Raw genomic sequence first — 23,533 nt, 5'->3', positions numbered from 1 at the left:
TTTTTATAGAATTGGCTTTCAATCTTAACCGCGAGGTAATTGAATCTTTTTCTCTTCACTTTGACGGTAAAGAACAATGGTATGGCCAATTGTTTGAAGTTTTACAGCACCGGTCTCGCGAACAATTGCATCGAAAATTAATACTTTTGTTTCACGTTCATCCGTTGGTACTTTTACTTTAATAAGCTCGTGGATATCTAGGGCGCTTTCAATTTCAACTAAAACGCCTTCGGTTAAACCGTTTGCGCCAAGTAATACCACAGGCTTTAAACTGTGTGCTTGACCTTTTAAAAACTGCTTTTGTTTGTTCGATAATTTCATGATGTTACAAATTTTGCTGAATATGGCTTGAATTAAGGGTATTCTAACGCCATCTAGAGAATATTACTAATTAGTTACGTATTAATTTTATGGCAAATAAAAAACATTCAGCTAGTTCTAAGCGATGGCTGAAGGAACATTTTGACGATCCTTATGTTCACGAAGCGCAGAAGAAAGGTTGGCGCTCTCGTGCGGTATTCAAATTAGATGAAATTCAAAATAAAGATAAATTAATTAAACCAGCCATGACCGTGGTTGATTTAGGTGCTGCTCCAGGAAGTTGGTCACAGTATCTTGCTGAAAAGGTGGGTGATAAAGGCCAAGTTGTTGCCTGTGACATCTTGCCAATGGATTCGTTAGCAGGCGTAGACTTTTTGCAAGGTGACTTTCGAGAAGAAGCGGTATTAGATGCGCTATTAACGCGCATTGATGGGAAAAATGTGGATGTTGTATTTTCTGACATGGCCCCCAATATGAGTGGTAATACATCGGTTGATCAGGCCGGAAGCATGTATCTAGTTGAGCTTGCATTAGATATGTGTCACCAAGTTTTGAAGAAAAATGGTGCTTTTTGTGTGAAAGTTTTCCAAGGTGAAGGGTTTGATCAATACTTACAGGACGTACGTAATAGCTTTAAAGCGGTCAAGATCAGAAAGCCTGATGCATCGCGTGCCCGTTCTCGGGAAGTTTATATAGTGGCGACGGGATACAAACTGTAGTACAGTTGTGCTGCGTTAAGTTGAATTTATATTAATTGGATACAAGAGGTTAACCCCTTGAGCGATATGGCGAAAAATCTAATACTCTGGCTGGTCATTGCTGTTGTGCTAATGTCAGTCTTTCAGAGCTTTAATGGTGGCGATCAAGCTGATCGCCAAACAAGTTATACCCAGTTTGTTAGCGATGCACGTAGCGGCGCTATTCAAGAGGTTTCTATTGAAAGTAGCTCAGGTACGATTACCGGCACCAAAACCAATGGTGAGCGCTTTCAAACTATCATGCCGATGTACGATAAAGATATTTTAAATGATCTTTTGAAAAGCAATGTGAATGTAAAGGGTGTAAAACCTGAAGAGCAATCTTTCCTCGCCAGCATTTTAATCTCTTGGTTCCCAATGCTGCTGCTAATTGGTGTATGGATATTCTTCATGCGTCAAATGCAAGGTGGTGGCGGTAAAGGTGCGATGTCTTTCGGTAAGAGTAAAGCGCGCCTAATGAGCGAAGACCAAGTTAAAACAACCTTTGCTGATGTTGCTGGCTGTGATGAAGCAAAAGAGGACGTTACTGAGCTTGTTGATTTCTTACGTGATCCATCTAAATTCCAAAAATTAGGTGGTAGCATTCCTAAAGGTGTGCTCATGGTAGGTCCACCTGGTACGGGTAAAACGTTACTTGCCAAAGCCGTTGCAGGTGAAGCCAAAGTGCCGTTTTTCACAATCTCAGGTTCTGATTTCGTAGAAATGTTCGTTGGTGTGGGTGCATCACGTGTACGTGACATGTTCGAGCAAGCTAAAAAAGCAGCGCCTTGTATCATCTTTATTGATGAAATCGATGCAGTAGGTCGTAAACGTGGCGCTGGCATGGGTGGTGGTCACGATGAGCGTGAGCAAACACTCAACCAAATGCTCGTAGAAATGGACGGCTTTGAAGGTAATGAAGGTATTATCGTTATTGCCGCGACTAACCGTCCTGATGTTCTTGACCCTGCATTATTACGTCCTGGTCGTTTTGACCGTCAAGTCGTGGTTGGGTTACCTGATATTCGTGGTCGTGAGCAAATTCTTAAAGTGCATATGCGCAAAGTACCATTGGGTGACAACGTAGAAGCAGCAGTTATTGCACGCGGTACACCTGGTTTCTCGGGGGCTGACCTTGCTAACTTAGTAAACGAAGCTGCATTATATGCAGCGCGTGGTAACAAGCGTGTTGTCAGCATGGCTGAATTCGATGCCGCCAAAGACAAAATCATGATGGGCGCAGAACGCAAGACCATGGTGATGAGTGAGCAAGAGAAAGAAATGACTGCTTACCATGAAGCGGGTCACGCGATTGTTGGTCGTATGGTGCCTGAACACGATCCAGTCTATAAAGTGTCTATTATCCCTCGTGGTCGTGCATTGGGTGTAACAATGTACCTACCTGAGCAAGACCGTGTTAGCCACTCTAAAGAGCTTTTAGAGTCAATGATTTCGAGCTTGTATGGTGGTCGTATTGCTGAGGCACTTATATACGGTGAAGATAAAGTGACGACAGGTGCAAGTAACGACATCGAACGTGCCACGGACATCGCTCGTAAAATGGTGACGCAGTGGGGCTTGAGTGAAAAGCTTGGTCCATTACTTTACGCTGAAGACCAAAACGAAATGTACATGGGTGGTGGCGGAAGCCGCTCGATGAGCATGTCGGATGAAACAGCAAAGGTTATTGATAGTGAAGTGCGCTTGTTCTCTGATCGTAACTATGAACGCGCTGAACAAATCTTAAAAGATAATATTGATATCTTACATGCGATGAAAGATGCATTGATGAAATATGAAACCATTGATGCAGGTCAAATAGACGATCTCATGGCGCGTAAGCCAGTCCGCGAACCGCGTGATATGCATGATCGCAGACCAGAAGAGAAGAAAAGTACAGAAAAGCCGGCTGAGCCAGCCTCAGAAGAGCCGAAAAATGATGATTCAGCTAAAAAGGATGAAACAAGCCTTGATGATAAAGCGGAATAATCGTTAAAATAGTACAAGCAAAAGCCCCGAATGCCGGGGCTTTTTTGTAGACAAATTTTAAAATACCGACCCGCAATCAGACTTCATTAGCGAAGAGGTATAACTGTTTACTGAAAACATTTTTAGCCATTGCTATACATGTCGTAAAGGTGATAAATGACCGTTCTTAATTTACCCCGAGGTCGCACTTTACACCTCGATTCCCCAGTTGTGATGGGAATTTTAAATGTCACACCCGATTCATTTTCAGACGGCGGCAGCTATTGTCAATTAGACAGCGCTGTCAATCAAGCTAGCAGATTACTAGAGCACGGTGCCTTAATTATTGATATTGGTGGTGAGTCAACCCGTCCTGGCGCACCAGATGTTTCGTTAGAGGATGAGTTAGCGAGAGTTATTCCACTTGTAAAAGCGCTTCGTGAACACAGTGATTGTGTTATTTCAATTGATACCAGCAAAAGTGAAGTTATGCGCCAAGCTATTGAAGCAGGCGCAGATATTATAAATGATGTACGTGCTCTTCAAGAGCCTGGTGCCATTGAGGTGCTTGCTCAGTATCCAGATGTGGCAGTGTGCTTAATGCACATGCAAGGGCAGCCTCGCACAATGCAAGTGGCCCCGCAATATGATGACTTGTTTGCTGATATAAACAGCTTTTTTGCTGCGCGTATTGAAGCGTGTGAGCAAGCGGGTATTCAGCGAGAGCGAATTATACTAGATCCAGGTTTTGGGTTTGGAAAATCATTGGCACATAACTATCAAATCCTCGACAAATTCGATGATTTTAATCAATTCAAACTACCTGTTTTAGCGGGCTTATCTCGAAAGTCTATGATAGGTAATTTACTAAATAGAGACACAGATGAACGCCTAGCAGGTAGCCTTGCCGGCGCACTTATTGCCGCGCAAAATGGCGCAAAGATCATCCGTGTTCATGATGTATTAGAAACTGTAGATGCCTTAACCGTTTGGCAGGCGTGTAATAAAGGATTTTTAAATGAGTAAAACAAGAAAATATTTTGGCACGGATGGTGTACGCGGTATGGTTGGGGAATATCCAATCACACCTGAGTTTGCCCTAAAGCTAGGTTGGGCTGCAGGACGAGTTTTATCAAAGATTGGCACCAAAAAAGTGATCATTGGTAAAGATACGCGCATCTCAGGTTATATGTTAGAAACGTCTCTTGAGGCAGGCTTAATTGCCGCAGGTATTGATGTGGTTCTACTCGGGCCGATGCCGACTCCAGCGGTTGCATACCTTACACAAACGTTCCGTGCTGAAGCGGGTATTGTTATTAGTGCTTCTCATAACCCTTATCATGATAATGGTATTAAATTCTTTTCAAGTCGAGGTTTAAAACTCCCTGATGATGTGGAGCTAGAAATTGAAGCCATGATGGATGAGCCGATGACGTGTGTTGCATCCGATAAACTCGGAAAAGCACGCCGCTTAGAAACGGCCGATGGTCGTTATATTGAGTTCTGTAAGAGCCAATTCCCGCAAGGATTATCACTTGAAGGTTTAAAAATAGTCCTCGATTGTGCCAACGGTGCTACCTACCACATTGCACCATCGGTGATGAGAGAACTAGGTGCAGAAGTGATTTGTCATGCATGCGAGCCGAATGGAGTAAATATTAACCTTGAATGTGGTGCCACTCATGTTGAGACACTCAAACGCAAAGTGCTTGAACACAATGCTGATGTAGGGATTGCCTATGATGGTGATGGCGACCGTGTCATGATGGTGGACCATAACGGCCGTGTATTTGACGGTGATGATATTGTTTATATTATTGCTTGCCAAGCTGCAAATGATGACATGCTAGGTGGTGGTGTTGTTGGTACTGTCATGTCTAATATGGGGCTTGAAAATGCACTTAAGTCACGCGGTATTGATTTTGCCAGAAGCAAAGTTGGTGATCGTTATGTAATGGAGCTGTTACAAGAGAAAGGGTGGAAAATAGGTGGCGAAAGTTCAGGCCATGTATTGAACCTTGATTTAATTAGTACAGGCGATGGCATTATTTCGAGCTTACAAGTGCTTGCAGCAATGGTCGCGCAAAATAAAACATTACAAGACCTAGGTGCGGGTTTCACAAAATACCCAATGAAAATGATTAATGTTCGTTACCCTCAAGGAACCGATCCTACTCAAGCTCAGGCGGTGATTGACTGTGTGGCTGAGGTTGAAGAAAAACTTGGTAACACTGGACGTGTATTACTTCGTAAGTCAGGCACTGAACCCGTTGTGCGTGTTATGGTCGAAGCTGACCAAGAGAAAATTGTACTCGATAATGCACAGAAAATCGCTCAAGTTGTCGAATCTGTGAGCAAACAAACCGAGGTATAACAATAACCTCTTGTAACTTTGGGCAAGTCGAGTTAGTATCTTGCCCGCTTTCTAATGTGGAGTGGAATTATGGCAACACGTAAGCCAATGGTTGCAGGTAATTGGAAAATGAACGGTTCATTAGAGCTCGTTGAACAGTTATCTCAGGCAATTAAAAACGTTCAATCGGATGAACTGGATATTGTGGTTTTTCCACCATTCCCATTGATGAGTAGTTTGCTACAACGTGATGTGCTTGTTGGCTCACAGACTGTATCTGAGAATCAAGCAGGTGCATTTACAGGTGAAGTCGATGCGCAGCTTATAAAAGATTTAGGCGCCACATACACATTGGTTGGTCACTCAGAACGTCGAAGCATTTACGGTGAGTCAGACCAAATTGTTGCAGAAAAATTCGCTCGTGCGCAAGAAGTAGGCTTAACACCTATATTATGTGTTGGTGAAAGTGAGCAACAACGCGAAGCAAATGAAACCGAATTAGTGGTTGCAGCACAAATTGATGCTGTAATTGATAAATTAGGTGTAGCAGCACTGAAGAATTCTGTGGTAGCATACGAGCCCGTTTGGGCCATTGGTACAGGTAAAACTGCTTCACCTGAGCAAGCTCAAGCTGTGCATAAATTTATCCGCGAAAAAGTCGCTTCACTAGATAGCGATTTAGCCGCGCAGCTAACCATCTTATATGGTGGTAGCGTGAATGAAAAAAATAGCGAATTATTATTTGCACAACCAGATATAGATGGCGGCCTTATTGGCGGCGCAAGTCTAAAAGCAGACTCATTCACTGCAATCTGTGAGAGTGCAAAAGGGACCGTATAAGATGTACGAAATTTTATTAGTAGTTTATTTAATCGTTGCTTTAGCACTTGTTGGTATGGTTTTAATCCAACAAGGTAAAGGCGCAGACATGGGCTCATCATTCGGTGCAGGCGCTTCTGCTACTGTGTTTGGTTCATCTGGTGCTGGTAACTTTATGACTAAAACAACGACAATTCTTGCCACAGTATTCTTTGTGTTAAGTATTGTTTTAGGTAACCTTACAGCCGGTCAAATTAAAAAGACTGACGAATGGGAAAACCTAGAAGCTGCGCCAGCTGTTGAAACAGTAACACCAGCACAAGATGATGTGCCTGTTACTGAAGAGAAAAGCTCTGACGTACCAAACTAATTAGCGTTGCTAAATTAGGTTAAGCAGTTACTTTCCTCAAGTAATAATAACGCTTAACAACATACAAAAATTGTATGCGGATGTGGTGGAATTGGTAGACACGCCATCTTGAGGGGGTGGTGGCTTAGGCCGTGGGGGTTCAAGTCCCCCCATCCGCACCAAATTTGAAAAGCCGTTACTTAACAGTAACGGCTTTTTTCGTTTTTTCACTCTCTCTACTCGTCTTGTGCATTTATGTGGCAAAAGCTTTTCCTGTGTTTATATTCATTGAAAAAGAAAAATTCTATTTGGACTTTCCTTTTTTGTACTCTCGGTTAGTATTTTACTGATAGGTGAATAATACCAATCCGCAATAATACTTAATCATTTTGAGGGATTAACCTGTCGCTACCGGCGTTAAAAATTTCTGATTTAGAACAACTAAATAACGAAATTTTTGCCTTGCTATCAACGAGGTTTTATTGCCTCAAAATAGACCACTTAATTAAGCGAATTGGTATAACATGACGATAGTGATTTATTTAAGTGCGATAGAGGGATACGCAGAACAAGACCTGAGCGTACGCCCTTACTTTTGGTTGCAGTTACCAACGTAGATACACATTTTACCTCCCATATATTTCAACTGCTACAAAGCATTTATGCATATCAATCGTGAAGACAATACACGCTGATTAGCAAGATAATTACTTCTAGTTGTAGATGTGAGCCTAACTGAATTGGTTGAGTTCATCATCGGAGATACAAAGCGCAAATATGACACCTTATTTTAAGGTCGGTTATAGCTTGATTGTTAGTTGTCTATCCGGCCTAGTGATTTACTTACTCTTTAAGCTGTTTGCTGACATGTTTTCTCTTTTGCTAGGAAGACAAAGTCAATCAGATCCAATTCAGCCTTTCACTATCATTATCTTTGTCACCTTAGCTTTTTTAGCTATTTTTGATTTTGGGAAAACTATTTTGGAGGAAGAGATCCTCATGCATAAAGCTATTTTTCGCTACAGCTCAACCAGATGAACAATCACACGATTTTGATTGCAGTCTCAATAGAGGCATTACTTACTATGTTTAAGGCTGCTCTAGGACAAGTTGAGTACGTAATACCTGCGGTTCTAATGATGTTCGCAGTTGTCGGTTTATTATTAACATTGGCGCTCTATGTCTACTTAGGCGCAAAGCCAGAAGATGTATTAATGCAAGGTTCAACGCCTCAATACAAAGCAATAAGAGTGGAATTTTTGGTTGTAAACGGGCTTAGATACAGTCATTAATTGTTATGAAGTTTATTTTTGTTTATACAAACTAACTGATTTGTCGTGGTATTTGTTTAAAGCCCATTTATAGCCTTATTTCTAATAGAAGAAGCTGAATATTACCTGAATTTTAAGCTGAATGTTAGATGAATGAGGTGTTGGGCTTAGCCTCTGTGGGTATGAAATTAGCGTTTGTTTAGCCTCTATTGATAAACAGCCTCTGTCTATTTTTTTGGAGCTCATAAATAAGCTAAGCAAATAGCAACAACCTTTCTAGAAAAACTCCTTTAGACTTCTTCCGTGTTAACAAACCTGCTCAAAGGATATGGGTGAATGATGAAAAAATGCATGTTAGTTCTTTTCATTTTCAGCACTTTTTACAGTGTAGCCTCCGATGATGTGAGTTTAACATTGGAAGGATACATAAAAGCAAAGTGCGGTTTTACAATGCAAGAAAATGATTTGCAGTTTCCACATAATGGTTTGGTTAGCACTGAGTTAGTTATTAACTGTAACTCACCAATGAGGATGTCATTGCACTCTGAGCATGGCGGATTACTTCATTTACAGGGCAGGAAAGTCAACGGGTACAGGGTAAGCTTGTCAGTTGCAGGGCTATCGCTAAGTGAATCATTTTTAGCGCGAAATCTTGTCGATTCACACACTCTGAATATTGACCAAATCTTGTTTAAGAAGACGATGAATTTACAGTTAGAGTTAACAGAGCCACTTATATATGCAGGTGAGTATAAGGATATCTTGCGTATAGAAATGACCCCAGCTGCCAGTTCTGGCGGAATTTGGTAAGTCATTAAGAAATAATGCTTAAATAACATGGATAAGGAATAAACTAATGAAAAAATTAATCACACTTTCAGCAATCGCTGTTCTTACTTCTGGTACTGCTTTAGCGGAAAACCTAAACGTTGGTGGTGCAGTTGAGTCAATTTGTGAAGTTAGCAATGTAAACACAACAACCTATTTTCCTGCATTAGCAAAAGATCAAACAAAAACAATTGGCTTTGATTTGCAGTGTAACGATGCTGACGGCGCAACAATGTCTTTAACGACAGCCGAAGGTCACTTACAAAACGCAGACCGCGAAGACCAAGGGGTAGGGTACACAGCTGAATTAAATGCGAACCCATTCGCTTTTACACTTGTTGCTGAAAATGGTCATAACGACCAAAGCGTTGAGCAAAGCCAGCCAGGTTCTTTTGCTCTAGCTGCCGGTGGTGTTGCAGGCACAATCGAGTTAACTATTACGCAAAACCCAGTTTTCTCTGGTACTTATGCTGATACGTTAATGTTAGCTATTACAGCTAACTAAACTTGATGAAAAAAAGAGCAGCTTATACTGCTCTTTTTTATGGGAGATCATATGCGCTTTTTAATCATATTTTTGACTTGTTTTTGGTCATTACATAGTTATGCATTCCAAGTTCAGCCCATGGTTGCTGAGTTAAAGCCTTCAGGTTCAAATTCACAGCAAAGAATTCGGGTTATGAATAATTCAAATGAACCATTAACTATTGAGCTCACAGCGTTTGATTTAGAAATCAACAAGGCGGGCGATGAAGAGCTGAAGCTTAACGAGGAAGATTTTTTGATTATTCCTATGACGACAATCGTTCAGCCTGGAAAAACTCAATCTGTATTGGTTCGCTATATTGGTGATCCCGCTATATCAGTATCAAAGTCGTATCGTATAGCTGTTGATCAAGTTCCTGTCGATATTAATGAAATTAAACAATCTGGTGTTGGTATGTCGGTAAGTTTTAGAACACTGTTTAATGTCGTACCAGAACAAGCAACGGCTAAGTTATTAGTTAAAGAAAAGCAGTTGCAACAAGCGGGTGTTTGGAAAATATTACTTGAAAATGAAGGTGACAAATTTATACGCCTTTCCCAAGCAAAGTGGCTTTTTAAAAATCAAGAAGAGCAGCTTTTATTAGAAGGTGAAGAGCTCAGTAAAGCCTTGAGTGGCAAGCTATTATTACCGCACTCTGAGCGTGAGGTAACTATAAAAGTGCCGGCTAAGTTTTCACCGCAAAATAGTCAGTTAGAGGTGCTATTCTAATGCGCTGGTGTTTGGTTGCTTATTTATTTATGTCGCTATCTTGTTTTGCTATAGAAGTCACCCCCATGGTGCTTACTTTAGATCCAACGATGACCTCGCAACCAGCATATAGCAGGGTAAGGAATACGTTAAACCGTGATTTAGCGTTTGAAATAGAAGTGTACGAGGTTGACTTTTCAAAGCAGCAGCCTCAATTCCATTATCTTGACGAGCCACCGATCTGGGTGTTTCCACCCACGATTTACCTTAAGAAAAATGAACAGCAACGCATTCAGTTTCGCTGGAACGGTGATAGCCCTAAAACAGATAAAACATATCAAGTTACTTTGGTTGAACAAGTTGTGTCTGGGCAAACAAGCGAGGTGTCGCAGTTAACAATGTTATTAAACGTGAATATGATTGTGCACGTGCATCAACAAGCGTTTGAGGCTAATTTAGTCGTTGAGAATATCGACTGTCTTGAAAAACAATGTAGTTTTGATGTTCGTAATGTTGGCGATGGGGCCTCACGTTTAAGTGAGTATGAAATCATTATTAGTTCCAAGGATAAGCCGCAACTAACTTTTGATAAACAGCAACTAAAAGCATTGGGCTACGATGTTTTCTTTGCGCCTTCTGCCATCTCTCATGTTTCTATTCCAATATTAAAAGAAGGACATGTCGATTTAACTTCTCCTACAGTCACTTTGAAAAAGTAACATGCGTGCCTATATTTGCTTTGTTTTCTTCGTTTTGGCTGCACCTATATATGGGCAGATCAACCCCACATCAGAGCCTATTGAATTAACGGTTGATACACGGATTAATAAAAACGCGATTGGCAGCATTACATTGATTGTTACACCAAAGGATAAGTTAGTTTTGAAGTGGCCTGAGATTGAGCCACATTTTGCGCCAATGTTATTCGCGCAAAGCCTAGAAAATATTGCCAACCAAGCTAACTCACAGCAGCTTATTGATGTTGATAAGTTAGAAAAGATAGGCATTGAAGTGGCGTTCTCTATGCTCGATTTTAGTTTAGATATAACTGTGCCACTTTTAATGACAAAGCCTAAAAGCCTAAGTGTGATGTCCTATCGTCAAGGCTTAAAACCCACAAAACCAGCCTCCGTGAGCGGCTATTTAAATCTACGCTCAAGCTATTTGTATCAACTAGATAAAGAACGAGATTTAACGCAAAGGCAACTGACTGTAAGACCCGAAGGAGTTATAAACTTCCACAGTTGGGTACTAGAGAACGAAGCCGAATATGAGTCAAATGATAAAAAAAGTAACTTTAAACGTCTTGGGACACGTTTAATTCATGACTTACCTGAGCAAGGGATGCGCGTTTCTATTGGTGATAACTATAGTTCTGGAAGTTATTTTCAATCCACTACTAGAATGCTAGGGCTATCGCTTGCTCATGATTTCTCTCTTGTTTCTGACAGGCCGATTCGGCCAAGTGCATCACAAAGCTTTACGCTTGAGTCTCCCTCATCAGTTGACGTGCTTGTGGATGATCGTTTAGTACAACGTTTGAATTTAGCTGCAGGTATTTACTCATTGAACGATATCCCTCTTGACGAAGGTAATAACAATATTGTGCTGCGAATAACGGATAGCGCAGGTGTGGTTCGACTGGTTAATTTTACAGTGACCACAGGTCTAGATTTGTTTGCACAAGGGCAACTGGAATATGAGGTCCATTTAGGTTTTCCAAGCTCACTACGAGATAAATTAACTTATGCTTGGGAAAAACCACTACTGTCTTCGTATTTAGATTATGGCGTGACGCCAAGTTGGACTATAGGTATGTCAGCACAAGGTAATGAAGATGCTCAGCAAATTGGTTTAAAACAAATCTATGCCACACCACTAGGTCAATTAGCTTTTGAAAATACCTTAAGTTTAAATGATGGCTATGCCTATCGCCTAGTTTATAGCACGTTTAATGACCCATCATATAATGGCGTAGACTTTACATTGGGCTATGAATACACAAATCGAGATTATCGTAGGCAAAGTTTTTCTGGATTACAAAGTGACGGGTTAAGCCAAAGAGAGCATTTTATTCAAGCTAACCTTAATATTGTGTCCGAAATGAGAATGCAAACATCCTTGTACTCCACGTTTTCACGACGTCATGATCAAGCACAGTTCGATAAATCAGCAGGTCTTGTGCTCTCTTCAGAGCTATTTAACCATCAATGGCGTTATTCACTTGGCGGGCAGTGGGAAGATATAAATGCACAGTCGCAATGGGGGGTTAGTGCCTCTATTACTTATAAGTTTTCAAATACGCGACGGGTGAAGCTTAGCCATCAATCTAAACGTGATAAGACTCGCTTTGAGTTTAATCAAGATGGTAATCAACGATATGTAGGCGCATTGAGCGTTCGCTCTGGACTTGAAAGGAATGAGCTAAACGAAGCTATTTTTGATCTAAATACCCAATACAATGCTAACCGTTTTCTAGCAAGCTTTGATCACGGAACGTATTACAAACAGTTAAACTCGCGTACAGCCTATCATCAAAGCCGCTTAAGTGGTGCAGCAAGTCTTGCATTTGCAAATACAAGTTGGACTGTTGGAAAGCCAATTGAAGATAGTTTTGCCTTAGTATCTGCCCATAGTAGTTTATCCGGCAAAAAGATCAGTTTAGGTAGAACAGAATCGCAGTACAGAGCAAGTAATGCTGACTTTAATACAATATTACTGAGTGATATCAACGCTTACGATAATTCCACAGTAACCCTAGATGTTGATGATTTAGCACCTGGCTATGATATTGGGGCGGGTGCAATCACATTTTATCCTTCATACAAGAGCGGCCATGTTGTGACCGTTGGCACCGATGCAAATATTTCTATCATTGCAACGCTGAAAACAACTGAAAACGAGCCTTTGGCATTACAAGTGGGTACTGCAAAATGTATTGATGAAGAAGCAGCAAAGCCTCTTACATTCTTTACCAGTAAAAGCGGACGTTTTGCTTTAACAGGTCTTAAACCTTGTCAGTACCAGATTTCTTTGAAAAGCGTCACTCACAAAACGCTTTTAATCGACGTGATAAAGGGTCAACAATTACAAAGAAAAGGGGTTATTTATGTTCAGTAAAATGCGTTTAGCTAAAAAATCGATACTAATTTTCTTGCTCATGCCTTTATCCAGTTGGGCAACATGTGATGCGACAATAGAAAGTATTCAGCAAGGTGTTGATAATCTCTCTGGGTATCATTCCTTACAACGAACGGACGCAGAAAAACAGCTCACACTTTATACGACAGCCACTGATGATTGCACACTTTATGTGGCTCTAAGTAGTGAAAATAACTTCCAATTTATCGGGCAACATCAACATATTCCTTATCATATTGCCTCTTCAAGTTCGCTATTGAGTGGTCAAGTAAGCAGATTAGCCGTTGAAGACGGTCAAACTAGCTTTGCGCTTACTATAGCGGCTGGTACACCCGTCAAAGCAGGTCAGTATCGTGATCGGCTAACATTACAATTAATGAATGAAAATAATGAGGTGTTGGATGATTACGAACTCAACGTTGACGTGAACATACCTGCCAATGTGTCCTTATCATTGTTAGGTTTCAGTAGTTCACATAACGTTGTTAATCTTGGAGAGTTAGTTGCGAATAAAGAATACACGATGTTACCCACACTGAAAGTGGTTACAAACGCAGATGTCGCTATAAAAGTTGATTCCGAGAATAAAGGGAAGTTAATACACACTCTCTACCAAAGTCGCTTTGCTATTGACTATTCCTTGATAATGAATGGAAGAAATATCGATCTTAAACAGCGCTCAGTAAAAACATTTTCGTTTTCGGATCAAACTGTTTTTTTATTACCTCTAAAAATAAAGTTGGCCCAATTTCAAAATCAAGCTGCAGGTCATTATTCCGATACAGTTAGGTTCCAAATTAGTCCGCTGAACTACTAAATTTACTTAAGTTCTTTTCGCACCATTGCAGGGCTTTTTGCTTATTTTTAACATTTATCTTTTGGTAGATTTTATGTAAATGAACACGCACAGTTGCTTCACTGATGAACAACGAATCTGCAATTTGTGGGGAGCTTGCACCACCCCAAAGTAAATTAAGAACTTTAATCTCTTTAAAAGTGAGGTTATTAGATTGCAAAGTCGTTTTTTCTTCAGATGCAAGTAATTCCCTCATCCACGTGTCAGACACTGTTCGTGGAAACCATAAATCCCCTTTTCCAATCGCTTCTAGGCCTTGTTTGAAAATATGTTCCTCAGTACCTTGATAAAATAAACCTTTTAATTTTGGCCACTCTTTGAGGGAGGTTACATCAGCATCGTAAGGAATATTAAAAATCACTAGATTAGTGTAACCACGTGCGTTCATAAATTGAGCTATCATTTCTTGTGTTGTAAGTATATTGAGGGAGTCAAAATTTATAAGTAATGTTTCACTTTCATCAGCAACACAATAAGATAGAGAACACACAGAGTAAGACTTGTTGTTTTTTCTATTAACGAGATTATCCATATCCACACCAGTATTATTAATTACCGTAAAAATATAGTTTTAATGAATGGTTTTCAACTATTAGATTGAGACATTGCGATAGTTAAAAAGTACTGGTGTTTAGCTGTTTTAGACATTTTTAGTAATAAAAATATAAATTTTTTTCTAAATCGAGAGGTAAAATATTCCTTTATTTCTTCAAAGACTGCCTTAAAACCTTGAACTGTTAAGCAATTACTCTATTATTAATGTTGGTGATATTTTGTCTATACACTATTCATGAAATCTATTCATATAAGCGTTTATTTTAGTTTAGTTTTCTAATGCGTTATGTTTAGTTGCTTCATCTGAACATGAAACAAAAAGAGGTTTTTTTATACACTTTTTCATTAATTTTAAAAAAATTATACATGTTTTCACAAAACTGACATATAATATCCCTCCAAGGGAAAGATGCTTAACGCTAAGCATCTTTTTTTATGCCTAAAATTCACAGGCAAAAAACACACACGGTATCCTTTGGAGTTTAAATGAAATTACGTCATCTCTCACAAATAAGTGTCGCGATATTCGCCGCCTTATCTACATCAGCACTAGCTGAACAAGAAAAAACCACCGCTAAACAAGATGCTTTCGAAAAAATAGAAGTAACAGCGCGTAAGCGTACCGAAAGTATTTTTGAATCACCCACAGCGGTTACGTCAATAGGTGAAAACCTTATTGATAAAGCGAATATGAGTAATTTGGAAGACATTGGTAAGTATGTGCCAAATTTGAATATTACGCGTTATGGTGTCGGTAATGCAGCACATGCTTCTGTATTTATCCGTGGCATAGGTTTGCAAGATCATGTGATCACCACAGATCCTGGTGTCGGTGTTTACCTCGACGGTGTTTATTTAGGTCGTCAAATGGGCTCAAACCTGTCACTACCTAATGTTGATCGTGTTGAAGTGTTACGTGGCCCACAAGGTACGTTATATGGGCGCAACACGCTTGGTGGCGCGGTAAACATTATTACTAAGCAACCAGGTGATGAAGGTACCATTACAACAACAGCTAAAGTAGGTAGCCGTGGTCGTTTGGCAGGTGATGTTTATTTCAACAACAGCTTAACTGATACACTTAGTATGTCGGCAAGTGTGTCATATAAACAGCGTGATGGTGTTGGTGAAGCTATTAATCTTGCCAATCCAGAAAAAGAGATCGGGGAAGAGCAAGAGTTAAGTGGCCGTATGGCACTTAAGTGGCAGGCTAGCAATGACTTATCGTTAACTTTCTCTTTAGATGGGGTTGATAACGAGTCAGGCCAATCACCTTACACTATTGAGCTTACAAGCCCGCTGGATGCAAGCGATCCATTTAACGGCGATTTCCCGTTATTGACAGCAGACATGCTACCAAGCGATCCGGATGATTTGGCAACGACTGTAGCAGGTATCGAGTCAACCGCTTATTCTGGTTGGGGTACGTCACTTATTGCTGATTGGGATATCAACAATACTTATACCGCTAAGTTTATTACAAGTTATCGTACGTCAGAGTACGAAGGGGGCCTTGATGATGACGCTGTCGCACTCAACTTATCAGAGTTTCCTGAAGAAGGTGGTGCAGATCAGTACTCATTTGAAATTCAGTTGAATGGTAGTTTCGACAATATGGACTTCGTTTCAGGTTTATATTTCTTTAATGAAGACGGCTTCACCAGCTCTGGTCCATTTGTATTTAGTCCATTTAACACGCCTAATGGGTTATTAAATGACGGAGTTACTCCATCATTTGGCGACTATGGCTTTTTTGATATTAACCAAGAAACAAACTCGTATGCAGCGTACATCAATGCAAGCTATGATCTGACTAATGAGCTGACAGTAGGGGGTGGTCTTCGTTATTCAAAAGATAAAAAAGAGGCTGATGCACTTTTCCCTTCATTCCCATCACGTAAGTTCGTGAGCGCAGATTTTGATGCTGTAACATGGGATATCAACGCCTCGTATCAGCTGTCAAATGACATGAACTTGTATGGTCAAATTCAAAAAGGCTATCAAACAGGCGGTTTTCCTCCTCGTCCATTTGGCGGCCCAGATCAATTTGTATCATTTGATGAAACCAAAGCAATTAACTATGAAGTGGGTCTAAAAGGACAAGTACACGAAAATATCTCAATGATGCTAGCTGTATTTGTAACTGATTACACAGATTTAGCGCTACCATTTTCAGATCCAACAGCCGGTGGCGGATTTGTCACGATTGTTGAAAATGCCGGTGAGTCTAAAGCACAGGGTATTGAACTAGAAACAACCATAGCCATAACTGATGATTTTACTCTGCGCAGTGCCATTGGTTATCTTGATTCAGAGATCACAGAAGTGGATGATGGCGTAATGGGGATCGGTAAAGGTGACTCTCCAGCTTTGACTCCTCGATGGACCGTGATGCTTGCGCCTTCTTACTTCATGGATTTAAGCAATGGCGGTACATTGGCTATTAACGCGAATTACTCATATCGCAGCGATATGCAGGGTCAATCTGTGTTTAATCAAAGCGAACACATTGAGTCACGTGAACTTGTAGGTTTCAATATTTCTTACTTAAACCCATACGGTGACTTTGAAGTAACCTTGTATGGCGAAAACGTATTGAATGAAGTTTATGATGTAGGTCGATTGCAGCAATCGGGCTTTGTCGGTGTGATGCGTAGCAATGACCGTAGTGAGTTTGGTCTTAAATTCAAAAAAGACTTTGAACTATAGTCTAACCAGTAAAGTAAAAGGGTAAGCAGTTGCTTACCCTTTTTTATTAATTATTACTTTCTTGCTCACGTTTTTCACGTGCTTCTCTAAGCTCTTCAGCAAGTTCTCTTGCTTTTTGCTTGGTTTTTTCTGATAGCTCGCCAGCAGCTTCTTTGCTCTCAATCCATGCGTCGATGGCAATTTCTTTACCATCATCATACATGTTTAATCCCATCTTTTTACTTTCTTCCAGAAGCTCTTGTAAAGATTCATCATTAAACTCATTGGTGGTATCTTTTACTTCATCCCACGCATCGTTTAGTGCTTGTTTTACTTCTTCTTTTGCTTCGGCAGCGTCCTTTTTAGCTTCGTTGGCATCTTCGCAACCTGTTAAGGCTACACAACCTAATAAAACTAAGCTTGCTAATTTATTCATATTTTCCTCTAATGGTTCATGAACATTCAAATAAGTATAAGCAATTAAAAATGAACATAGCTAGAACAAAGCGTCTGAGTTTTAGGTTAATGGATGAAAATGATGCCCAGCTACTTTATGAGCTTGATAACGACCCTGATGTTATGAAGTACTTAACACGAGGCAAGACCTCCTCGCTGCAATCGATCAAAGACGTATTTATTCCGCGTTTGAATGCCTATCGTAATGAACAAAAAGGATGGGGGTTGTGGCAAGTGAATATCACTCAAAGTAATACGTTTATAGGGTGGGTGCTAGTGAGACCCATGGGCTTTTTTGAACAGCCTGATTATAGTGACCTAGAGATTGGTTGGCGATTTAAACAAATAAGCTGGGGCAAAGGTTACGCATCAGAAGCTGCACTTGCTGTTGCACACTCAGTAAGCCAGTTTAAAGAGGTCAAATCCCTGTCTGCAACAGCATTAAAGGATAACCTAGGTTCAATAAACGTAATGAAAAAACTGGGCCTTAGTTTTGTAAAAGAATACCAACATAGTGATGAGCACGGCGAGTTACCCGCAGTGCTTTATTCGTGCTCAAAAGAGCAATTAGCGCCTTTGAGCGCAACTCATTGATTTGCATGCTCTGGCATGTATTAATGCTTAAAATAAAATCAAAAAAGGAAGTGTCATGCCAAATTTAACTAAGTATGCGGCTGGGTTATGTGTAGCTACCGTGTTGTTTTTTCACACATCGTTGTTTGCTAAGCAAGCAGCGGTTGCCATGCCTGACAGCTACAGCAGTGATACTGCACGCGCCATTTTAGAGCAAGGGGGAAATGCCGTAGATGCCGCCATTGCTGCTCAGTTTGTACTAGCTGTTACTCTACCAGAGGCAGGAAATATTGGCGGCGGCGGTTTTATGCTGATCCAAAAAGAGGGCAAAGGGGACTTTATCGACTACCGTGAAACAGCCCCTGCTGGGGCTCATCGTGATATGTATCTTGATGAAAAAGGTAATGTGATTGATAACATGTCTGTGTATGGTATTCACGCAAGTGGCGTTCCCGGTAGTGTGGCGGGTATGTGGTTAGCACACCAGAAGCATGGCACACTAGAATGGAAAACCTTAGTTGAGCCTGCACTAAAGCTCGCTGAAGGCGGGTTTATTGTCCATCCAAAGCTGGCAGGGAGTATCGAGCGCTATATTGCACGCATGGCGAAAAAATCGGTTAAGGTTAATTTTGCTGATTATTTTGCCGATGCAAAAGCCGATAAGCTTTTTAAACAACCAGAATTAGCGGCAACTTTAAAGCGCATTCGTGACCAAGGTAAAGCCGGCTTTTATGAGGGAGAAACAGCTAAAATTATTGCAAGCTTTATGAAGCAACATGGCGGGATCATTACCGAGCAAGATTTAAAAGCGTATCAAGCAAAGTCTCGCACACCTATAAAAGGCAAATGGCGTGACTTTGAAGTATTAACGTCGCCGCCACCAAGTTCTGGTGGTATTGCTATTTTGCAATGGTTGAAAATGTATGACCTTGCCAAACCTAAAGAGCCGCTTGCGCATAACTCAACCACTTATGTACACATACTTTCTGAGGTAGGTAAACGTGTGTTTGCTGACCGTGCAGAGTACTTAGGTGATCCTGACTTTTATGATGTACCAAAAACAGCTTTATTAGCCGATAGTTACCTTGCAAAACGTGCAAGTACCATTCGCCCTGATGCAATTTCCACGACCGAGAATATCAAACCAGGGCTTCATGAAAGTGAGCAAACCACGCATTTTTCTATTATGGACAAGTGGGGAAATGCGGTTGCGAATACCACGACAATAAATTTAAGTTTTGGTAGCGGTGTTGTTGTCTCAGGGGCCGGGTTTATTTTGAATGACGAAATGGACGACTTTAGCGCCAAACCTGGGGTGATGAATGTGTTTGGTGCTCTAGGCGGAGAAGCAAACGAGATCCAGCCTCATAAACGTATGCTAAGCTCAATGACACCAACAATGCTATTAAAAGATAACAAAGTTAAAATGGTCACAGGCTCTCCTGGTGGTACAACTATTATTAGTTCAGTTTACGAGTCTATTTTAAATGCTGTTGAGTTTAATATGCCCGCAGAGCAAGTCGTAAATAGCCCGCGATTCCATCATCAATTATGGCCAAAAAATGTCATTAGACATCATAGCGGTTTTGAGCCAAGTGTAGTAAAAGCGCTTGAGAAAATGGGCTATACACTCAATGAACGCCGTTTTGGTGATATGCATGTCATTATTAACAAAGAAGGTAAGCTAGATGCTGCCTCTGAAGCATCTGGTCGCGGTAAGGCCATGGTGTTTTAGCTTGTTTCATGGTTTGCAGCAAACAGTAAAAAAGCACCCTCGGGTGCTTTTTTACTTGAGCTTGACTTGCTTAACCAATAGCTGGAATAAGTCCCGCCATTTGTGCGCCTTGAGCACTGATAATCAATACACCAAATAATGCAGCTAACACTAAACCTATATTTCCGCCCTTAACTTGATAACCCGTATTAGAGTGACTGCAACGTTGTTTATAAACCATAGCAACAGGTAAAAATACGGCTAAGATCACTAATGCAATGGCGGCATAGCCTAGCGCCATAATAAAACCTTGAGGATAAAATAAGGCAAACCCCAAAGGCGGTAAAAAGGTAATTAATGCGGTTTTAATTCTATCTTTACTGCCGTCACCTTTTTTGAAGGTGTCTGCAAAAAAATCAAATAGACCTAAGCTTACCCCAAGAAAAGAGGTCGCCAGTGCTAAGTCTGCAAAAATGTTAACAGCCGTTGCTACATGAGGGCTGTGTGCGATGCTTGCAACACTGCTTACAAACCCTGGCAATCCCTGACTTTGCAATAAATCGCTTTGACTCATCATTCCTTGGCTTAAAAGTTGCCAGAAAATATAAATAACAAGAGGCAGAGCAGCACCTGCAATCATTACTTTACGCAGTGTTTTAATATCTAAGCCTACGTATTTCACAATGGACGGAATAGAGCCATGAAAACCGAATGAGGTAAATACCACAGGAATGGCCGATAGAATCAGTCCTTGCTCAAGCGGCATTTCGAGTAAATGCTGACCATGAACATAAGGGGTAAGCATATAAAATAAGCTCGCTAACACACATACTTTGATGGTAAAAAGCACGCGATTAAGCTTATCGACCTTACTGGTGCCAAGCGTGACAACCGTGCCAATCACAATCGCTAATACGACCGAGCCAACTTGTGGTGCTAAAGACATTGATAGACCATTGTTGAGTTTCTCTTGTAGTTGCGCACCGCCGCCTGCGATATACGCGGCACATAACGCATAAAATAAGAACATCACTGAAAAATTAGCCACCCACTGTCCTCGCTTGCCCAGCCAAGACTTTGCGAGTGTATTGAGTGTGGCGTCTCTGTCGGCATACTGATGCAACTCAAGCATAAGTAGTGCGGTGTAGGTCATTAAAGCCCATGTAATGAGTATGAGTGATAACGCTGTTGTAAAACCAAGCCCTGCGGAGGCGATGGGCAATGCCAGCATCCCTGCACCTATGGTGGTGCCAGCAACAATTAACATGCTGCCGATTGTTTTATTTTTAAGCACTTCTTGCCCCTTAAACTTCGTGAGAGGCAAGCAAGATATAACTTGTTTCATAAAACTTAAATAGTTTTGTTATAAATCAAAGAAATTAAATGTAACTTATGATTTACAAGTGCAAACCTAGTGTGAGTTAGTGGCTGAATTTTATTCGATAAAGTTTATCAACACGTATTGACAAAACCATTATTTAGTCGGATTCTTAATGTTCTTCAATTTACTTTTAATTATTATAATGCAGCTAAATAACCGACCAAATAATTGTAATACGCACCTGCTAATGTCAGTCGTGTGGTCAGTTGTGCTCTGCGGTTAATAAAGTAAATATTACTAACCGCGTTCAAAGCGGTTGGTTATTCTCTCTAATTTTCTTCCGCTTTTTTCGCCTCTTATAGGAATAAGCGTGTGTCAGTAAAAGCCTCATATTTTTTCATGGTGGTTATTTGGTCTACAACTCCATTGGGTATTGTTTGGAGTAGTGAAACTGTTGCTCCTACCTTAGCGGTTCTATTACGAATGCTGGTGGGGTTAGTGTTGGCTGCTTTCGTGGTTGCCGTGGCTAATATTCGTGTGCCTTGGCACCGTCGTGCGTTATTTTTGTATGGCTATTCGAGTATCGGTATTTTTGGCGGTATGCTACTTAGCTACATGGCAGCTAAAACTGTTCCATCTGGGTTAATTTCTTTGATGTTTGGTTTGGCGCCTATTTTATCTGGGCTACTAGCCCAAAAAATCCTTAACGAACCTAAATTCAGTGGCATAAAACTCGCCTCCTTAGGGTGTGCATTAATAGGGCTGTTTTTAGTCAGTCAGCGTCACATTCAGGGGGGTGTAGAGCAGTTAAGTGGTCTGTTATATGTATTCATGGCGGTATGCTTTTTTAGCTTAAGTGGTGTAATGATCAAGCGGGTTAAAATAGCGATTCATCCGATGGCGACAACGTTTGGTGCTTTAGTTTTTGTAACCCCTTTGTTTTTTATTACATGGTTAGTTGTTGATGGGCAGTTTAATAGCCATATGTGGAGCGCAAAATCGTTGTATTCAATTATGTATTTGGGTGTCTTTGGGTCGCTCATTGGCGCATTAGCTTATTTTCATGTATTGCAAAAGTTAAACGCAAGTACGGTGGCACTAACCACCCTTATTACGCCTAGCTTTGCAATTGCCATTGGTGGAATACTCAATAACGAAACAATAGATCACGCACTTATTGTCGGTGCAACCATTATTATGTTGAGCCTTGCTTGTTTTCAGTTTGGAGATAAGTGGCTAAAACGCATTAAGCGTTTAAAGCCAGTAGGCTTGGGTTAGGAGAGTGATAGCCGAATAACGGCTATCACATTTTTGCGATTTGAATAACTAAACGACGGTTTTTATTACGGTCTAAAATGTTGTCATTACTGGCAACATGACGTTTTTCGCCATAGCCTTCGGTATCGACTTTGCTTTCATCGATACCCAAAGCAACAATGTACTCTTTAATCGCTTTGGCACGCTTTTTAGACAGCTCAAGGTTGTTCCAACGACCGCCATAACTGTCTGTGTATGATGAAATTGAAATAGAAGCAATGCCGGTATCGTGTTTTAGGTACTCGGCAATTTTCTCTAATCGTTTTTGTGAGGCTTTAGTTAGCTTACTGGTATTTGGTTCGTAGTTCATAACCGTGAACGAAATATCTTCAAAGCTGTATGGCAACATAGAATCGCGGCATTGTAAAAACGCCCAATAAGCTTGCTTAAAGTTAACACTTGATAGGCCAACGGCAATTTTGTCGGCAGTATTTTGCCAATCTTGGTAGTAAAAGGTAGGTTGGTAGCCTTTTTCAAGCTCTGTTAGCATTTCCCATGCTGTTTTATTTCCCAGCTCGCCATCAAATTTACGCAACAGCTTCATATTTGCAATATCGCGGGCAGGCAATCCTGCTCGCCAACGAGGCGGAACTGCTTTTAAACCTGCAATACTGTAATTATCTGGGCGTACCACCATATCAAGATTAAAATTTACATCTTTATTTTTACTGGCAGCTGTACTGAAAATGGCTTCGCCATAATAGGGAACTTCATGATTTAGTTGGCATTCAAGGCGCGACGTTTTAACCATTTGCCAGTTTGAGGTATCGGCAGTTGCTGCATACTCACGCATAGCACCAGTAGCATGCACACTGGCGAGCAAGGTTAAAAGGCCTAAATTTAAAGAAAGTAATGAAGGCTTCATCACAGGTATTCTCCAACTGATCATCAATGCCAACTATTTGGCATTTTGTTGCTTTAACACCCCAAAAGCTGACTTAATGAGGGGAATCGGTAAGTATAAAGCAAGTACTGTGCCTAAAAACGCGGTGAGAATCTGCTATTTCATCATATTTGCTCTAGCAGAGCCCC

The 23,533-nt window shown here is 40.7% G+C and carries 21 protein-coding genes, 1 tRNA gene and 1 pseudogene; 18 read left to right on the top strand and 5 right to left on the bottom strand.

The genetic code is table 11. From position 1 onward, the window contains the following. Positions 1-24: 24 nt before the first annotated feature. The gene (gene yhbY / locus L3V41_RS09855; protein WP_062570568.1) at positions 25-321 is read right to left on the bottom strand and encodes a ribosome assembly RNA-binding protein YhbY; all 297 of its coding nucleotides are present in this window, start codon (positions 319-321) and stop codon (positions 25-27) included. A gap of 89 nt (positions 322-410) precedes the next feature. On the opposite strand from yhbY, the gene rlmE reads away from it, so the two are divergent. The 14 genes and pseudogenes from rlmE to L3V41_RS09785 all read left to right on the top strand — a co-directional run bounded on the left by rlmE (position 411) and on the right by L3V41_RS09785 (position 13,838). Then, on the top strand, positions 411-1,040 hold the full coding sequence (rlmE, locus tag L3V41_RS09850; protein WP_062570569.1) for a 23S rRNA (uridine(2552)-2'-O)-methyltransferase RlmE: 630 nt from the start codon (positions 411-413) through the stop codon (positions 1,038-1,040). Positions 1,041-1,097: 57 nt separating this feature from the next. After that, a complete protein-coding gene (gene ftsH / locus L3V41_RS09845) occupies positions 1,098-3,047 on the top strand; it encodes an ATP-dependent zinc metalloprotease FtsH (protein ID WP_193988591.1) in 1,950 nt (649 codons plus the stop codon). A 156-nt stretch (positions 3,048-3,203) separates the two neighbouring features. Beyond that, positions 3,204-4,052 carry a dihydropteroate synthase gene (gene folP / locus L3V41_RS09840; protein ID WP_193988592.1) on the top strand — a complete coding sequence of 283 codons (849 nt, stop codon included), beginning with the start codon at positions 3,204-3,206 and terminating at the stop codon, positions 4,050-4,052. Beyond that, positions 4,045-5,400 (top strand): phosphoglucosamine mutase, encoded by a 1,356-nt coding sequence (glmM, locus tag L3V41_RS09835; RefSeq protein ID WP_062570572.1) that lies wholly within the window; start codon positions 4,045-4,047, stop codon positions 5,398-5,400. The genes folP and glmM overlap by 8 nt, the downstream gene beginning before the upstream one ends. A gap of 69 nt (positions 5,401-5,469) precedes the next feature. Next, the gene (gene tpiA / locus L3V41_RS09830) at positions 5,470-6,219 is read left to right on the top strand and encodes a triose-phosphate isomerase (RefSeq protein WP_062570573.1); all 750 of its coding nucleotides are present in this window, start codon (positions 5,470-5,472) and stop codon (positions 6,217-6,219) included. Between the two features lies 1 nt (position 6,220). Beyond that, positions 6,221-6,568, top strand: a complete 348-nt coding sequence (secG, locus tag L3V41_RS09825; protein ID WP_062570574.1) for a preprotein translocase subunit SecG — start codon at positions 6,221-6,223, stop codon at positions 6,566-6,568. 76 nt (positions 6,569-6,644) lie between these two features. Next, positions 6,645-6,729, top strand: a tRNA-Leu gene (locus tag L3V41_RS09820). Between the two features lie 531 nt (positions 6,730-7,260). Next, a pseudogene (locus L3V41_RS09815) lies at positions 7,261-7,839 on the top strand (general glycosylation pathway protein); the annotation flags it as partial. Positions 7,840-8,268: 429 nt separating this feature from the next. Beyond that, positions 8,269-8,628, top strand: coding sequence for a hypothetical protein (locus L3V41_RS09810; RefSeq protein ID WP_228074440.1), 360 nt, complete (start codon positions 8,269-8,271; stop codon positions 8,626-8,628). A 46-nt stretch (positions 8,629-8,674) separates the two neighbouring features. After that, the gene (locus tag L3V41_RS09805) at positions 8,675-9,151 is read left to right on the top strand and encodes a hypothetical protein (protein WP_062570576.1); all 477 of its coding nucleotides are present in this window, start codon (positions 8,675-8,677) and stop codon (positions 9,149-9,151) included. Between the two features lie 51 nt (positions 9,152-9,202). Then, positions 9,203-9,901, top strand: coding sequence for a fimbria/pilus periplasmic chaperone (locus L3V41_RS09800; protein WP_062570803.1), 699 nt, complete (start codon positions 9,203-9,205; stop codon positions 9,899-9,901). Further along, on the top strand, positions 9,901-10,599 hold the full coding sequence (locus L3V41_RS09795; RefSeq protein ID WP_237127643.1) for a hypothetical protein: 699 nt from the start codon (positions 9,901-9,903) through the stop codon (positions 10,597-10,599). The genes L3V41_RS09800 and L3V41_RS09795 overlap by 1 nt, the downstream gene beginning before the upstream one ends. 1 nt (position 10,600) lies before the next feature. Beyond that, positions 10,601-13,000: a fimbria/pilus outer membrane usher protein gene (locus tag L3V41_RS09790; RefSeq protein WP_237127642.1), complete on the top strand. Its 2,400-nt coding sequence runs from the start codon at positions 10,601-10,603 to the stop codon at positions 12,998-13,000. Continuing rightward, on the top strand, positions 12,990-13,838 hold the full coding sequence (locus L3V41_RS09785; RefSeq protein WP_237127641.1) for a hypothetical protein: 849 nt from the start codon (positions 12,990-12,992) through the stop codon (positions 13,836-13,838). Before L3V41_RS09790 ends, L3V41_RS09785 begins: the two co-directional genes overlap by 11 nt. Here L3V41_RS09785 and L3V41_RS09780 read toward each other — a convergent pair. Continuing rightward, positions 13,819-14,409 (bottom strand): LuxR C-terminal-related transcriptional regulator, encoded by a 591-nt coding sequence (locus tag L3V41_RS09780; protein ID WP_083515360.1) that lies wholly within the window; start codon positions 14,407-14,409, stop codon positions 13,819-13,821. The two genes, L3V41_RS09785 and L3V41_RS09780, sit on opposite strands and share 20 nt — an antisense overlap. 509 nt (positions 14,410-14,918) lie before the next feature. Here L3V41_RS09780 and L3V41_RS09775 point away from each other — a divergent pair. Further along, positions 14,919-17,141 carry a TonB-dependent receptor gene (locus L3V41_RS09775; protein WP_237127640.1) on the top strand — a complete coding sequence of 741 codons (2,223 nt, stop codon included), beginning with the start codon at positions 14,919-14,921 and terminating at the stop codon, positions 17,139-17,141. Between the two features lie 46 nt (positions 17,142-17,187). Here the strand turns inward: L3V41_RS09775 and L3V41_RS09770 are convergent, their stop codons facing one another. Continuing rightward, complete coding sequence (locus L3V41_RS09770; protein ID WP_062570582.1) at positions 17,188-17,556, bottom strand: hypothetical protein; 369 nt, start codon at positions 17,554-17,556, stop codon at positions 17,188-17,190. Between the two features lie 50 nt (positions 17,557-17,606). Here L3V41_RS09770 and L3V41_RS09765 point away from each other — a divergent pair, with 50 nt between their 5' ends. Together L3V41_RS09765 and ggt are read left to right on the top strand one after the other, a co-directional pair. Next, positions 17,607-18,170: a GNAT family N-acetyltransferase gene (locus L3V41_RS09765; protein ID WP_062570583.1), complete on the top strand. Its 564-nt coding sequence runs from the start codon at positions 17,607-17,609 to the stop codon at positions 18,168-18,170. A gap of 55 nt (positions 18,171-18,225) precedes the next feature. After that, positions 18,226-19,884: a gamma-glutamyltransferase gene (gene ggt / locus L3V41_RS09760; RefSeq protein WP_237127639.1), complete on the top strand. Its 1,659-nt coding sequence runs from the start codon at positions 18,226-18,228 to the stop codon at positions 19,882-19,884. Positions 19,885-19,954: 70 nt separating this feature from the next. On the opposite strand, the gene L3V41_RS09755 is transcribed toward ggt, so the two are convergent. Then, positions 19,955-21,157, bottom strand: a complete 1,203-nt coding sequence (locus tag L3V41_RS09755) for an aromatic amino acid transport family protein (RefSeq protein ID WP_193988599.1) — start codon at positions 21,155-21,157, stop codon at positions 19,955-19,957. A 399-nt stretch (positions 21,158-21,556) separates the two neighbouring features. Here L3V41_RS09755 and L3V41_RS09750 point away from each other — a divergent pair, with 399 nt between their 5' ends. After that, on the top strand, positions 21,557-22,462 hold the full coding sequence (locus tag L3V41_RS09750; RefSeq protein ID WP_237127638.1) for a DMT family transporter: 906 nt from the start codon (positions 21,557-21,559) through the stop codon (positions 22,460-22,462). 25 nt (positions 22,463-22,487) lie between these two features. On the opposite strand, the gene L3V41_RS09745 is transcribed toward L3V41_RS09750, so the two are convergent. After that, positions 22,488-23,366, bottom strand: a complete 879-nt coding sequence (locus L3V41_RS09745; RefSeq protein ID WP_237115243.1) for an OmpA family protein — start codon at positions 23,364-23,366, stop codon at positions 22,488-22,490. Positions 23,367-23,533: the final 167 nt, after the last annotated feature.

The organism is Pseudoalteromonas sp. L21, from assembly GCF_021728035.1.
Taxonomy (GTDB): Bacteria; Pseudomonadota; Gammaproteobacteria; order Enterobacterales; family Alteromonadaceae; genus Pseudoalteromonas; species Pseudoalteromonas arabiensis.
Note: the sequence above shows the minus strand (reverse complement) of the source record. Positions and strands in the feature narration are given on the sequence as shown.